This window comes from Hydrogenophaga taeniospiralis CCUG 15921 (assembly GCF_001592305.1).
In the GTDB taxonomy this organism is placed as follows: Bacteria; Pseudomonadota; Gammaproteobacteria; order Burkholderiales; family Burkholderiaceae_C; genus Hydrogenophaga; species Hydrogenophaga taeniospiralis.
The window spans coordinates 140,210-154,123 of sequence record NZ_BCWR01000001.1; the positions used below are offsets into that span (position 1 = coordinate 140,210).

Annotated in this window: 12 protein-coding genes; 4 read left to right on the plus strand and 8 right to left on the minus strand. The window is 68.3% G+C overall.

Annotated features, from left to right (window positions below; genetic code table 11):
• The first annotated feature begins 70 nt into the window (after positions 1–70).
• From HTA01S_RS00675 to HTA01S_RS00685, 3 genes are read left to right on the plus strand one after another with little or no spacing between them, the layout of a single operon-like run.
• The gene (locus tag HTA01S_RS00675) at positions 71–1,378 is read left to right on the plus strand and encodes a TRAP transporter large permease (RefSeq protein ID WP_068166358.1); all 1,308 of its coding nucleotides are present in this window, start codon (positions 71–73) and stop codon (positions 1,376–1,378) included.
• A gap of 6 nt (positions 1,379–1,384) precedes the next feature.
• Positions 1,385–2,674 carry a malonyl-CoA decarboxylase gene (locus HTA01S_RS00680; protein WP_068166362.1) on the plus strand — a complete coding sequence of 430 codons (1,290 nt, stop codon included), beginning with the start codon at positions 1,385–1,387 and terminating at the stop codon, positions 2,672–2,674.
• Positions 2,675–2,711: 37 nt separating this feature from the next.
• A complete protein-coding gene (locus tag HTA01S_RS00685) occupies positions 2,712–4,241 on the plus strand; it encodes a malonate--CoA ligase (protein WP_068166365.1) in 1,530 nt (509 codons plus the stop codon).
• Positions 4,242–4,440: 199 nt separating this feature from the next.
• Here HTA01S_RS00685 and clpB read toward each other — a convergent pair whose 3' ends face one another.
• On the minus strand, positions 4,441–7,059 hold the full coding sequence (clpB, locus tag HTA01S_RS00690; protein ID WP_068166367.1) for an ATP-dependent chaperone ClpB: 2,619 nt from the start codon (positions 7,057–7,059) through the stop codon (positions 4,441–4,443).
• A gap of 123 nt (positions 7,060–7,182) precedes the next feature.
• A complete protein-coding gene (locus HTA01S_RS00695) occupies positions 7,183–8,118 on the minus strand; it encodes a helix-turn-helix transcriptional regulator (protein ID WP_084235803.1) in 936 nt (311 codons plus the stop codon).
• A 120-nt stretch (positions 8,119–8,238) separates the two neighbouring features.
• Between HTA01S_RS00695 and HTA01S_RS00700 the strand changes: the two genes are divergently transcribed.
• Complete coding sequence (locus HTA01S_RS00700; protein ID WP_157571921.1) at positions 8,239–9,147, plus strand: DMT family transporter; 909 nt, start codon at positions 8,239–8,241, stop codon at positions 9,145–9,147.
• On the opposite strand, the gene HTA01S_RS00705 is transcribed toward HTA01S_RS00700, so the two are convergent.
• Genes HTA01S_RS00705 through thrC form a run of 6 tightly spaced genes read right to left on the minus strand, consistent with a single transcriptional unit; the run spans position 9,105 to position 13,914 of the window.
• The gene (locus HTA01S_RS00705) at positions 9,105–9,890 is read right to left on the minus strand and encodes a GNAT family N-acetyltransferase (protein ID WP_068166371.1); all 786 of its coding nucleotides are present in this window, start codon (positions 9,888–9,890) and stop codon (positions 9,105–9,107) included. The genes HTA01S_RS00700 and HTA01S_RS00705 overlap by 43 nt on opposite strands.
• A gap of 7 nt (positions 9,891–9,897) precedes the next feature.
• Positions 9,898–10,377 carry a molybdenum cofactor biosynthesis protein MoaE gene (locus tag HTA01S_RS00710; protein WP_068166373.1) on the minus strand — a complete coding sequence of 160 codons (480 nt, stop codon included), beginning with the start codon at positions 10,375–10,377 and terminating at the stop codon, positions 9,898–9,900.
• Positions 10,374–10,625, minus strand: coding sequence for a molybdopterin converting factor subunit 1 (gene moaD / locus HTA01S_RS00715; RefSeq protein WP_068166377.1), 252 nt, complete (start codon positions 10,623–10,625; stop codon positions 10,374–10,376). Before moaD ends, HTA01S_RS00710 begins: the two co-directional genes overlap by 4 nt.
• Positions 10,622–11,893 (minus strand): molybdopterin molybdotransferase MoeA, encoded by a 1,272-nt coding sequence (locus HTA01S_RS00720; protein ID WP_068166379.1) that lies wholly within the window; start codon positions 11,891–11,893, stop codon positions 10,622–10,624. The genes moaD and HTA01S_RS00720 overlap by 4 nt, the downstream gene beginning before the upstream one ends.
• Positions 11,894–11,936: 43 nt before the next feature.
• Positions 11,937–12,470 (minus strand): molybdopterin-guanine dinucleotide biosynthesis protein B, encoded by a 534-nt coding sequence (gene mobB / locus HTA01S_RS00725; RefSeq protein WP_068166382.1) that lies wholly within the window; start codon positions 12,468–12,470, stop codon positions 11,937–11,939.
• A 1-nt stretch (position 12,471) separates the two neighbouring features.
• A complete protein-coding gene (gene thrC, locus HTA01S_RS00730) occupies positions 12,472–13,914 on the minus strand; it encodes a threonine synthase (protein WP_068166383.1) in 1,443 nt (480 codons plus the stop codon).

The window sequence follows — 13,914 nt, forward strand, 5'->3', positions numbered from 1 at the left end:
ATCCCATGAGCGACGCACGGCCGTTCCGAAGGCGCTCAGCCCCGCAGTGCGCAGCACGGAGGGCAGCCCCATGAGCGCACTGGCCATTGGTCTGCTGATCTTCGTGGTCACGGTCGCGGTGCTGGCCACCGGCCTGCCCATCGCCTTCGGCATGGGTGCCGTGGCGCTGTTCTTCATGGTGGTGTTCGACGGCTGGTACAGCGTCAACTTCCTGCCCGAAACCATCTTCGCGGGTCTGAGCGATTTCACGCTCGTCTCGCTGCCCATGTTCATCATCATGGGCGCGGCCGTGGCGTCGTCGCGCGCGGGCAGCGACCTGTACGAGGCGCTGTCGCGCTGGCTGCACCGGGTGCCGGGCTCGCTCGTGATCTCCAACATCGGCGCCTGCGCCCTGTTCTCGGCCCTCACCGGCTCGTCGCCGGCGACCTGCGCGGCGATCGGCAAGATGGGCATCCCCGAGATGCGCAAGCGCGGTTACGACGCCGATCTGGCCACCGGCGCCATCGCCGCGGGCGGCACACTGGGCATCCTGATCCCGCCCAGCATCACCATGATCCTGTACGGCATCGCCTCGGAAACCTCGATCGGCCGGTTGTTCCTCGCGGGCGTCATCCCAGGCCTGCTGCTCACCGGCCTCTTCATGGCCTGGGCGCTGTTCCTGAGCTGGAAACGCGGCACCGTGCTGGTGGACCACGACCGCATCTACAGCCTGAAGGAAAAGCTCGAACTGCTGCCCCGGCTGCTGCCCTTCATCGTGGTGATCGTCGGTGTGGTCTACGCGCTGTACGGCGGCATCGCCACGCCCTCCGAAGCGGCGGGCGTGGGCGCGGCGCTGTGCCTGCTGATGGTGATCGTGATCTACCGGGTCTGGAAACCCATGGACCTGTGGCTCATCCTGCGCGACGGTCTGCGCGAATCCGGCATGCTGCTCATGATCATCGGCGCCTCCATCCTGTTCGGCTACATGATGTCGTCGCTGCAGGTCACGCAGTCGGTGGCCGAGGCCATCGGCGAGCTGCAGGTCAACCGCTGGGTGGTGCTGGCGGCGATCAACCTGCTGCTGCTGGTGGCCGGCTGCTTCCTGCCGCCGGCGGCCATCATCCTGATGACCACGCCCATCCTGATGCCGGTGATCACCGCCGCGGGCTTCGACCCGATCTGGTTCGGCGTGATCCTCACCATCAACATGGAGCTCGGCCTGATCACGCCGCCAGTGGGGTTGAACCTGTTCGTGATCAACGGCATCACACCCGACGTGCGCCTGCCGACCATCCTCAAGGGCGCGTTCCCTTTCATGATGTGCATGGTGCTGGCCATCCTGCTGCTGTGCGTGTTCCCGGAGCTCGCCACCTGGCTGCCCGAACAACTGATGGGATGACGATCGATGCTGGAAAAACTCAAACGGCTGGCCCAGAAGGCCCTGCTGGACCGGTCCCTGGCGCCGCTGCTGCGATCGTGCCGGCAACTGGTGTCGGAACGGGGCCAGGCCAACGTGTACGCGCTGGCGCTGGAGGTGATCGAACGCTACAAGACCCTGCCCGCGGCACAGCGCGAGGCCTTTTTTGCCGCGCTGGCCACGGGGTTTTCGCCCCACCCCGACCAGGTACTGGCCGCGGCCACGCGCTACGCCGAATCGCCCGCCGCCGGCAACCTGGCCACGCTCACGCAGGCGGTGGAACCGCTGCGCCAGGAACTGCTGCGCCGCGTGAACCGCGCACCGGGCGGCACCCTGATGCTGCTGTCCATGCGCAACGATCTGCTGGGCCTGCTCAGGAACAGCCCGGAACTGGCCGCGGTGGACGCCGACTTCCTGCACCTGCTGAGCTCCTGGTTCAACCCCGGTTTCCTGCGCCTGGAGCGTGTGGACTGGCAGTCCAGCGCGGCCCTGCTCGAAAAGATCATTCACCACGAAGCGGTGCACGAGATCTCGGGCTGGGCCGATCTGCGCCGGCGCCTGCAGCCCGACCGCCGCTGCTACGCCTTCTTCCACCCGCAACTGCCCGACGAACCGCTGATCTTCGTGGAAGTGGCCCTGGTGCAGGACATGGCCGAGGCGATCGCGCCGCTGATCGAATCGCAACCCGATGCGGCCGCCGCGGCCAGCGCCCGCACCGCCGTGTTCTATTCCATCAGCAACTGCCAGCCGGGCCTGCGCGGGGTCTCGCTGGGCAACTTCCTGATCAAGAAGGTGGCCGCCCAGCTCAGCACCGAACTGCCCCAGCTCAAGACCTTCTGCACGCTCTCGCCCGTGCCCGGCTTCGCGCGCTGGCTCGCGCAGGCCACCACCGAGGGCGGTGATGCGGCCTGGAGCGCTGCCCTGCAGCGGGTGAACGCCTGGCGGCAGGCCCACCCCACCCCCGCCGCGCCCGACCTGGCGTCCATGCCCAAAAGCCTGCAGGAGGACCTGGCCAGCCTGTGCGCCCGCTACCTCGTGAGCGCCTCGCACGAGGCGCTGGGCGACCCAGTGGCGCGGTTCCACCTCGACAACGGCGCGCGGCTGGAGCGCGTGAACTTCGCCGCCGACCTCTCCCGCAAGGGCATCAAACAGTCCCTGGGCCTGATGGTCAACTACCTCTACGACATCGACTCGGTCGAGGTGCGCCACCAGCAGTTCATGGACAACAAGGTCAGCCACTCATCGGCCGTGCGCCGGCTGCTCAAGCCCGCGCCCTGAGCGCCACGGAGCCCGGCCCCTTTTTCCCCACCACCCCATGGAACACCACAACCTCTACGCCCTGTTCCGCGCCGCGTTCGGCCAGAGCCTGCAGAAAACCGCGATCACCACCGACGACGGGCACAGTGTCACCTTCGGCGACATCGACGCCCTGTCCGGCCGCATGGCCAACTGGCTGGAAAGCCTGGGCCTGCGACCCGGCGACCGTGTGATGGTGCAGGTGGAAAAGTCGGTGCCCGCCCTGCTGTTCTACCTGGCCTGCCTGCGCTCGGGCATGGTCTATGTGCCGCTGAACACCGCCTACCAGTCGGCCGAGCTAGCCTACTTCATGGAAAACGCGCAGCCCGCGGTGTTCGTGGGCGATCCGGCCCGGCTGGCCGCGCTCTCGCCCCTGGCCGCCGGGCTGGGCGTGCCCCACTTGGTGACTCTGGCCGCCGACGGCAGCGGCAGCCTGATGGATGCGGTGCAGGCGCACCCGGGCGAACACCGCGTCTGCGAGGTCTCGGGCGACGATCTGGCGGCCATCCTCTACACCAGCGGTACCACCGGCCGCAGCAAGGGCGCGCAGCTGACGCATCACAACCTGGCCTCCAACGCGCGCACGCTGCAGACCCTGTGGGGCTGGCAGCCGCACGACGTGCTGATCCACGCGCTGCCCATCTTCCACGTGCACGGCCTCTTCGTGGCCGCCCACTGCGCCCTGCTGGGCGCCAGCACCATGCTCTGGATGGGCCGCTTCAAACCCCGGCAGGTGCTGGACTGGCTGCCCCGGGCCACGGTCTTCATGGGCGTGCCCACGCTGTACGTGCGGCTGCTGCAGGAGCCTGCCCTCACGCCCGGTGCCTGCGGCGCCATGCGGCTGTTCATCAGCGGCTCGGCCCCGCTGCTGGCCGAAACCTTTCGCGAGTGGCAGCAGCGCACCGGCCACACCATCCTGGAGCGCTACGGCATGAGCGAAACGCTGATGCTGACCTCCAACCCCTACCGGGCCGAAGACGGCCCGCGCCTGGGTGGCACGGTGGGCCGGCCGCTGCCGGGGGTGCAGGTGCGCTGCGTGGACGAAAACGGCCAGGCCTGCCCGGCGGGCGGCATCGGCAACATCGAGGTCCGGGGGCCGAACGTGTTCCCCGGCTACTGGCGCATGCCCGAGGCCAACGCGCGCGAGTTCTCGGCCGACGGCTGGTTTCGCACCGGCGACGTGGGCCACTTCAACGACGCGGGCTACCTCACCATCGTCGGGCGCAGCAAGGACCTGATCATCACCGGCGGCTACAACGTGTACCCGGCCGAGGTCGAGGGCTACATCAACGAGCTCGAAGGCGTGGCCGAATCGGCGGTGATCGGCTGCCCGCACCCGGACTTTGGTGAAGGCGTGGTGGCGGTGGTGGTGCCCCAGCCCGGCGCCAGCCTGGACCCGGCCCAGCTCAGCGCGGCCATCAAGGAGCGCATTGCGGGCTTCAAGGTGCCCAAGCACCTGTTCGTGGTGAACGACCTGCCCCGCAACGTGATGGGCAAGGTGCAGAAGAACCTGCTGCGCGACACCTACGCACAGGTGTTCAAGGGATAGCCCCCCGCGTCGCCTTCGGCGCCACCCCCCTGAGGGGGGCGACACCTGAGGCCCGGCGAAGCCGGTTCCTCGGTGTCCTTGGCTAGACCGCTTCATGCGTTGCGGGACTCGCTCCGGCGTGGCCGAGTGGCGAAGTGGTCGACATGAAAAAGGCCCGGCGCCAACACGGCACCGGGCCTGGATCCCTCTGCGGGAAGGCTCAGGCCTGTTCCACGGCCTCGCCGAACTGGAACACGCCCGGGTTCTGCACCGGGTCCACGGTCACCGGAATCGAGGACTTCGGCGGGTAGCGGCCTTCCAGCAGGAACTTCGAGAGCGGGTTCTCGATGCGCTGCTGGATCGCGCGCTTGAGCGGCCGGGCGCCGAACACCGGGTCGAAACCCACCTTGGCCAGTTCGGCCAGTGCCGCGGGCGACACCTGCAGGTGCAGGTCCATCTTGGCCAGGCGCGCTTCGAGCACCTTGAGCTGGATCGCGGCGATCGACTCGATGTGCTGCGCGTCCAGCGCATGGAACACCACCGTCTCGTCGATGCGGTTGAGGAACTCCGGGCGGAAGTGGTTCTTCAGCTCGCCCCACACGGCTTCCTTCACGTCTTCGTAGGGCTCGCCCACCATCGCCTGGATCATGTGCGAGCCGATGTTGCTCGTCATCACGATCACGGTGTTCTTGAAGTCCACGGTGCGGCCCTGGCCGTCCGTCAGGCGGCCGTCGTCGAGCACCTGCAGCAGCACGTTGAACACGTCCGGGTGGGCCTTCTCCACCTCATCGAGCAGCAGCACGCTGTAGGGCTTGCGGCGCACGGCTTCGGTGAGGTAGCCGCCCTCTTCGTAGCCCACGTAGCCGGGTGGCGCGCCGATGAGGCGGGCCACGGAATGTTTCTCCATGAACTCGCTCATGTCGATGCGCACCAGGTGGTCTTCGCTGTCGAACAGGAAGCCGGCCAGCGCCTTGCACAGCTCGGTCTTGCCCACGCCGGTGGGGCCGAGGAACAGGAAGGAACCGGTGGGGCGGTTCGGGTCGGACAGGCCCGAGCGCGAACGGCGGATGGCGTTGGCCACGGCTCCGATGGCCTCGTCCTGGCCGACCACACGTTCGTGCAGCTTGCCTTCCATCAGCAGCAGCTTGTCGCGCTCGCCCTGCATGAGCTTGCTCACCGGAATCCCCGTGGCGCGCGCCACCACCTCGGCGATCTCTTCGGCGCCGACCTGGGTGCGCAGCAGCTGCGGGCGGCCCTTGCCGTCCTTGTTCAGCGCCTTGCCCGACTCCACCGCCTGCGCGTCCTTCAGGCGCTTTTCCAGCTCGGGCAACTTGCCGTACTGCAATTCGGCGACCTTGTTGAAGTCGCCCTTGTCGGTGTAGCTCTTGATCTGCGAGCGGATGCGGTCCATCTCTTCCATCACGTCCTTGGAGCCCAGCGCAGCGGCCTTTTCGGACTTCCAGATCTCGTCGAGGTCGGAGATTTCCTTCTCCAGCCGGCCGATCTCTTCCTCGATCAGGCCGTAGCGTTTCTGCGAGGCTTCGTCCTTTTCGCGCTTCACGGCTTCGCGCTCGATCTGCAGCTGGATCAGGCGGCGGTCGAGCCGGTCCATCACCTCGGGCTTGGAGTCGAGCTCGATCTTGATTTTGGAAGCAGCCTCGTCGATCAGGTCGATGGCCTTGTCGGGAAGGAAACGGTCGGTGATGTAGCGGTGGCTGAGCTCGGCCGCGGCCACGATGGCCGGATCGGTGATCTGCACGCCATGGTGCACCTCGTACTTTTCCTGCAGGCCACGCAGGATGGCAATGGTGGCCTCCACGCTGGGTTCGCCCACCAGGATCTTCTGGAAACGGCGCTCCAGCGCGGCATCTTTTTCGATGTACTTGCGGTATTCGTCCAGCGTGGTCGCGCCCACGCAATGCAGTTCACCGCGTGCCAGCGCCGGCTTGAGCATGTTGCCAGCGTCCATCGCGCCCTCGGCCTTGCCCGCGCCCACCATGGTGTGCAGCTCGTCGATGAAGACGATGGTCTGGCCTTCGTCCTTGGCCAGCTCGTTGAGCACGGTCTTCAGGCGCTCCTCGAACTCGCCACGGAACTTGGCGCCGGCCAGCAGCGCTGCCATGTCCAGGCTGAGCACGCGCTTGCCCTTGAGCGAATCGGGCACCTCGCCGGCCACGATGCGCTGGGCCAGGCCTTCGACGATGGCGGTCTTGCCCACGCCGGGTTCGCCAATCAGCACGGGGTTGTTCTTGGTGCGGCGCTGCAGCACCTGGATGGCGCGGCGGATCTCGTCGTCGCGGCCGATCACCGGGTCGAGCTTGCCCAGGCGGGCGCGTTCGGTGAGATCGAGCGTGTATTTCTTGAGCGCCTCGCGCTGGCCCTCGGCCTCGGGGCTGTCCATCTTCTGGCCGCCGCGCACGGCGGTGATGGCGCTCTCCAGGCTCTTGCGGTTCAGGCCGTTTTCGTTCGCGATGCGGCCGAGTTCGCCCTTGCTGTCGGCCACGGCGAGCAGGAACAGCTCGCTGGCGATGAACTGGTCACCGCGCTTGATGGCTTCCTTTTCCGTGGCCTGCAGCAGCTTGCCCAGCTCCTGGCCGACCTGCACCTGGTCCTGCCCCTGCACCTCGGGCAGCCGTTTCATGGCCGCTTCGGCCGCTTTGGCCAGGCCCTGCACGTTGACGCCCGCGCGCTGCAGCAGCGAGGCGGGGCCATCGGCCTGGCGCAGCAGGGCCAGCAGCAGGTGGGACGGTTCGATGTAGGCGTGGTCGGCACCCAGCGCCAGCGTCTGGGCTTCCCCCAGGGCTTCCTGGAACTTGGTGGTGAGTTTGTCGAGTCGCATGAATGGGCACTCCCGAATAAATGGTATTCCTCGGCATGTGGTGTTGCCGCCCGGCTTTTCAAGGCGGATACCGCCACGCAGTATCCGCCCGCAGCGTGGGTTTGACCCAGATCAGGCTTCGTCTCAGGCTGCGGCGAACCGCCGGTACTGCAGCGGTGTCACGCCCAGCCGCTGTCGGAACAGCTGGCTCAGATGGCTGGCGCTGCCCAGCCCGCAGTCCATCGCCACCTGCGCCAGCGGCAACCGCCCGGCCGCCAGCAGGGCCTGGGCGCGGGCCATGCGGCGCTGGATGATCCAGCCCAGCACGCTGCAGCCCATGGAGACGCGAAACATGCGCGCGAAGTGGAACTCGGACAGATGGGCCAGAGCGGCCAGGCGACCCAGCGTGAGCGCGTCCTGGGCGCCGTCCAGATGCGCGTCGATGTGTTCCAGCACCCGCCGGCGCACCGCCGTGGACAGCCCTCCCAGCGGGCGCTGCGCCGCGGCGCGGGCGCGCGGCCGGGCAGCGCGCAGCACCAGGCGGTCCAGCGCCTGCTGGCTCCAGGCGTTGGCACGCAGCCGGGCCGATGCGTCGCTCCAGTCCAGCCCGGCCACCGCCTGCGCCCAGCCCGCCAGGGCGGGGTCGGCGCCGAAGATGCAGGGCTCCAGGGTGTGGGCGCGTGGCTCGGCGTCGAGCAGGCGCACCACCCGGTCGGCCCAGGCCTGCTCCGACAGATACAGGTGCAGAAAGCGGAACGGCTGCTCCACCTGCCAGTGCGACTCGTGCTCGGCCGGCAGCACGCAGTGCAGGCCCGGCGCACCGGGTTCCCCCGCACTGCCCACCAGCCGCGTGCCCTGTCCGCCTTCGAGGTAGACAGACAGTGTGTGGTGCCCGGGCTGCTGATAGCTCGGGCGGTCCAGCTCGTTGTGCCACTGGGCCAGCAGCAGGGCGTCGCCCAGCAGGGCGGACCGTTCCAGCCGCGCACGCGAGCGGCTCAACACCTCGAACACGCCGGGGGTTCGGGTGGTGGACGGGCGCGCCGAAGTGGCAGACGCGGCGGCGGCGGTGGTGGTGGTCACCTGCGCATCGTAGCGAGGTGGCGGCTGGCCCGCGCCGGGCAAGGCCACAAAACCGCAGGAATCTGCAACCGGCCACACCGCGTTGGCCCGATGCTCGGGGCATCTGTTGGAGAAAACACCGTGAACGCTGTTCTGTACGCCAGTGTGGTGCTGATTTGGGGCACCACCTGGATCGCCCTGAAGTGGCAACTGGGCCCCGTGCCCATCGCCCTGTCGATCGCCTACCGTTTCGGGCTGGCGGCCTTGCTGCTGTTTGCCTGGCTGGCTTGGCGGCGGCAGCTGGTGCGCCCGCGCGGGCAGGCCGCCTGGTGGGTGCTGGGCCAGGGCCTGTGCCTGTTTTGCCTGAATTTCGTGTGTTTCCTGCAGGCCAGCCAGACCCTGGCCAGCGGCCTGGTGGCGGTGGTGTTTTCCAGCGCCACCCTGTGGAACGCCCTGCTCGCGCGCCTGATCCATGGGCGCCGGCTCGCGCCCCAGGTGCTGGCGGGCGGCGCGCTGGGCCTGGCCGGGCTGGTGCTGCTGTTCTGGCCCGAAATCCGGCATGCCGGTGCGGGCAGCCTCGCCGGGCTGGCCTGGGCCTTGGCGGGCACGCTGTGTTTTTCCTGCGGCAATCTGCTCTCGGCCGCGCTGCAGGGCCAGGGGCTCAAGCCCGTACAGACCAATGCATGGGGCATGCTCGTGGGCACGCTGGTGCTGCTGGGCTACGCGCTGCTGGCCGGCCTGCCACTGAGCTTCGAGCCGACCTGGCGCTACACCGGCGCCCTGCTCTACCTGGCCATACCCGGCTCGGTCATTGGTTTCACCGCCTACCTCACGCTGGTGGGGCGCCTTGGGCCCGAGCGCGCGGCCTACAGCACGGTGCTGTTCCCGGTGGTCGCGCTCAATGTGTCGGCCTGGCTGGAAGGCTACCAGTGGACCGCGCCGGCCCTGGCCGGGCTGGTGCTGGTGATGCTGGGCAATGTGCTGGTGTTTCGCCCGCCGCGCCGCGTTCAGCCCGCAGCAGTGGTGGCGGTGGCGGGCAGCCGCCAGTAGGCGTAGGACCAGGCGGTGGTCATGCCGGCGCGGCGGTAGAGCGCCAGCGCCGGCGCGTTGGCGCCGTCGACCTGCAGGAACACCCGGGCAATACCCCGGCGCTGCGCCTCCAGCGCCATGGCGCGAATCAGCCGGCCCGCGAGCCCGCGCCCGCGCTGGCTGGCCACCGTGCGCAGGCCGTGCATGCTCAGCCAGCCCTCGGCGTAACAGGCGGCGCCGCAAGCCACGGTCTGCCCGCCTTCCCGAAGACTGCCGAACAGCGTGCCCTCGGCCCGCGACAGTGCGCGCGAGCGGCTCGCGCCGTCCACCGGATCGAGCCCCTCGCCCAGAAACATCGCCATCCAGGCCGCATCTGGGCGCGGCTCCAGCGACACGCCCTCGGTGTCGGGGGCCAGACACAGCAGCCCCTCAAGCGCGCCGGTCTGGGTCAGTGTCGGCTGCTCGCGGCGGAAACCCCGTGCCGCCAGTGCCGGCCACCAGGCATCGAAAGCGGGCACATCCGGCAGGCGCAACACCGGCCGCAGGCCGGCATCCTTGTAGCGTTGCGCGACCTCGTCGATCAGCGACGGATCGTGTGCGCCGTGGTGCAGTGGCACGGCGCTGTGAGCGCGGCCGACCGTGCCGCTGTCCATGGGCAGCAGCCAGCCGTCGATGGCGTCCACCCGCTCGGGCGCCACTGCCTTCAACGTGGCCCGCTCGATCGCTTCAACGTCCTCGGTGCTCAGGTTCAGGGTGTCGCTCATGCGCTGCTCAGGCGTTGCGGCTCTCGATGCCCCATTTGGCCAGGGCCGCGTCATCGCTTTCGCGGGCATCGACCCAGCGCGCGCCCTCGGGCGTCTGTTCCTTTTTCCAGAACGGCGCCTGGGTCTTGAGGTAGTCCATCAGGAATTCGCAGCCCTGGAAACTCTCGCCACGGTGTGCCGAGCTCACGGCCACGAGCACGATCTGGTCCAGCGGCTGCAGCAGGCCCACGCGGTGGATCACCCGCGCGGCGTAGATGTTGAAGCGCTTGAACGCCTCGTCGATCATGGCCTCGATCGCCTTTTCCGTCATGCCCGGGTAGTGCTCCAGCTCCATGGTGCGGATGCTCTGGCCATCGTTGCGGTCGCGAACGGTGCCGATGAAGCTGCAGACGGCGCCAACGCGCTTGTCCTGCTCGCGCAGCGCGGCAACTTCGGTGGAGAGGTCGAAGTCGCCGGTCTGGATGCGGACGCGGGCGTTCACGCTCAGCCTCCGGTCACGGGCGGGAAGAAGCCGACTTCGGCGCCGTCGCTCAGCGCCGCGGCCTCGTCACTCATGGTCTGGTTGAGCGCCACGCGCACGGCCCGGCCGTGCGCCAGGACGTCGGCGTAGGCGCCCCCGCGGGCGATCAGCTCGTCGCGCAGTGCCGCCAGCGTGGCAGCGGCCGTTTCCAGCGATTCGCTGCCGGTGCCAATGGCCTCGCGAATGGAGGCGAAATAACGCAGTTGAACTTTCATGCAAGCAGGTCCGCAAAAGAGGTGTAGGACACCAGGTCACCGTGCGCGATGGTGTGCCCGGCCGGGTGGTCCACCAGACCATCGCCCCAGACGGCCGAGGTCAGCACCCCCGAACTCTGGTTGGCAAACAGATCCAGCCCGCCGGCGGCATTGCGGCGCACCCGCAGAAACTCGCGGCGCTTGTCGGCGCGAGGCAGATCGAAATGCGCCGGCAGCAGGATCGGCTGGGGTGTAGGCACCCGCGCGCCCTGCAGCCGCAGCAGGAAGGGCCGCACCAGCAACAGAAAGGTGACGTAGCTGGACACCGGGTTGCCCGGCAGACCGATGAAATGGCAGGCCTGGGCGGCGTCGGCGCCCGCTCCGGCGTCGCGCCGCACCGTGCCGTAGGCGAAGGGCTTGCCCGGCTTCATGGCGATCTGCCACAGGTCCAGGCTGCCGAGCTGCTGCACCGCGGGCTTGATGTGGTCTTCCTCGCCCACCGACACGCCGCCGCTGGTGAGGATCAGGTCGTGGTGGTCGGCCGCGGTCTTGAGCGCGGCCAAGGTGGCATCGCGCCGGTCGGGCACGATGCCCAGGTCGCTCACCTCGCAGCCCAGGCGCTGCAACAGGGTGCGCAGGAAAAAGCGGTTGGAGTTGTAGATGGCGCCGGGCGGCATGTCCCGCGGGGCCACCTCACCCGGCATCACCAGCTCGTCGCCGGTGGAAAACAGGGCCACGCGCGGGCGCGCCAGCACCTGCAGCTGCGCGCGGCCAATGCTGGCGGCCAGCCCCAGGCTCGCCGGCGTCAGCCATTCGCCACGGGCCAGCACCACCGAACCGCGCGCCACGTCTTCCCCGGCCCGGCGCACCCACTGGCCCGGGGCGGGCATCGCATCGATGTGCACGCCATGCAGATCGCCGCCCACCTCGCGCGTCTCTTCCTGCATCACCACCGCATCCGCCCCTTCCGGCAGCGGTGCGCCGGTGAAGATGCGAGCGCAGGTGCCGGGCCGCAGAGGTTCCCCCGCGTGTCCGGCCGCGATGCGCTGCGACACCGGCAGCACCACGCCGGGTTCGGTCACGTCGGCCGCACGCAGGGCATAACCGTCCATGGACGAGTTGTCCTGCGGCGGCACATGCAGTTCAGACACCAGGTCTTCGGCCAGCACCCGGCGGTCGGCCTCGAAGGTGGCCACAGTTTCGGGGCGGGACAGGGGCTCGACCCGGCGCAGCAGATCAGCCAGCGCGGCGTCCAGCGGCATCAACGGGGTTCGGGCGGGTTGGGTCATGGCGGGCGGTGTGGAGGTGGTCGGCGGTAGCGCGCTAGACGCGCTAGAGATACGCCTCAGGGTTGTATTCGAACCGCGCTCCATTGTCGACCAGCCAGCCCGCCACCCCGTCGGCGTCGTTCAAATCCAGCACCGGCCTCAGGGTGGACTCGGGCAATTGCGCCGGACTGTCGGTGGCGATCGCCACGATGAACGGGTCGTCGGGGTACTGCACGGGTCTGGCACTGGCGTCGCGCCAGACCTCGATCTTGAGCAGATCGCTGTTCTTGAAGCCTTCCACCAGCACCCAGTCCACACCCGGGTAGACCTCGGCCAGCAAATGGTGCACCGTGAGCTCGGCGGACTGCTCGAACTCCCGCATCAGCACCAGCCGCTTCGACGAGGCCGCCACCACCTCGAAAGCACCGGCCTCACGGTGGCGCCAGGTGTCTTTTCCGGGGTGGTCGATGTCGAACTTGTGGTGGGCGTGTTTGACCACCGACACACGCAGTCCGCGGGACTTGAGCGCCGGGATCAGCTGCTCCACCAGGGTGGTTTTTCCGGAGCCGGAGTAGCCCGCGAAACCGACCACTTTCATGTCAGGTGCGAGGACAGTGCTGGGCGATGTAGGCCTGCACGGCCGCAGTGTCGGCCGGCATCACCTGCACGCGCTTGGGCAGGGCTTCAATGCCGTCGAACTTCTCCGGGCGCTCCGGTTCGCGGCCCAGCGCTTCGACGATGGTTTCGGCGAACTTGATTGGCAGGGCCGTCTCCAGCACGATCATCGGCACGGCCGGGTTCGGGTGCTCGCGGGCGACCTTCACGCCGTCGGCGGTGTGGGTGTCGATCATCACGCCGAAACGTGTCCAGGTGTCCCGGATGGTCGCCAGGCGGTCGGCGTGGGTGCTCTTGCCGCTGACGAAGCCATAGTGCTTCGCCGCCTCGGCAAACACCGGGTCCCCGCCCAGATCGAACCGGCCTTCGCGTGCCAGCGCGTCACCAAACAGCGCCTTGACCCGCGCGCCATCGCGGCCCAGCAAATCGAACACGAAACGTTCGAAGTTGCTGGCCTTGGAAATGTCCATCGACGGGCTGGAGGTTTCGTGCGTGTCGGCGCTGGCGCGCACCCGGTAGACACCGGTGCGGAAGAACTCGTCGAGCACGTCGTTTTCGTTCGTCGCCACCACCAGTGTCTGGATCGGCAGGCCCATCTGGCGCGCCACATGGCCGGCGCAGACGTTGCCGAAGTTGCCACTGGGCACGGTGAAGCTCACCTTCTGATCGTTGCCCGTGGTCGCCTGGAAATAGCCGGCGAAGTAGTAAACGACCTGGGCCAGCAGGCGCGCCCAGTTGATCGAGTTGACGGTGCCGATCTTGTAGCCACGCTTGAACGCCAGGTCGTTGCTGACGTTCTTGACGATGTCCTGGCAGTCGTCGAACACGCCTTCGATGGCGATGTTGTGGATGTTCTGATCCATCAGGCTGAACATCTGCGCCTGCTGGAACGGGCTCATGCGGCCGTGCGGGCTGAGCATGAAGACGCGCACGCCCTGCTTGCCGCGCATGGCGTATTCGGCTGCGCTGCCGGTGTCGCCACTGGTGGCGCCCAGGATGTTGAGCTCTTCGCCACGGCGCGCCAGTTCGTACTCGAACAGGTTGCCCAGCAATTGCATGGCCATGTCCTTGAAGGCCAGCGTCGGACCGTTGGACAGGGCTTCCAGGTAGAAGCCTTTTTCGAGTTGCTTGAGCGGCACGATGGCCGCCGTGCCATACACCGCTTCGGTGTAGGTCTTGTCGCACAGCGCCTTCAGGTCGGCCGCAGGAATGTCGTCGATGTAGAGCGACAGCACCTCGTAGGCCAGCGCCGCGTAACCGCCGGAGGCGCCACCGTTGAACACGCCGCGCCAGCGCGCCAGCGTGGCCGCGTCCACCTGCGGGTAGCGCTCGGGCAGGTACAGCCCCCCATCGGGCGCCAGGCCTTCGAGCAGGATTTCGCAGAAGTGCTTGCGGTCCGGGTGACCGCGGGTGGAGAGGTACAGCAT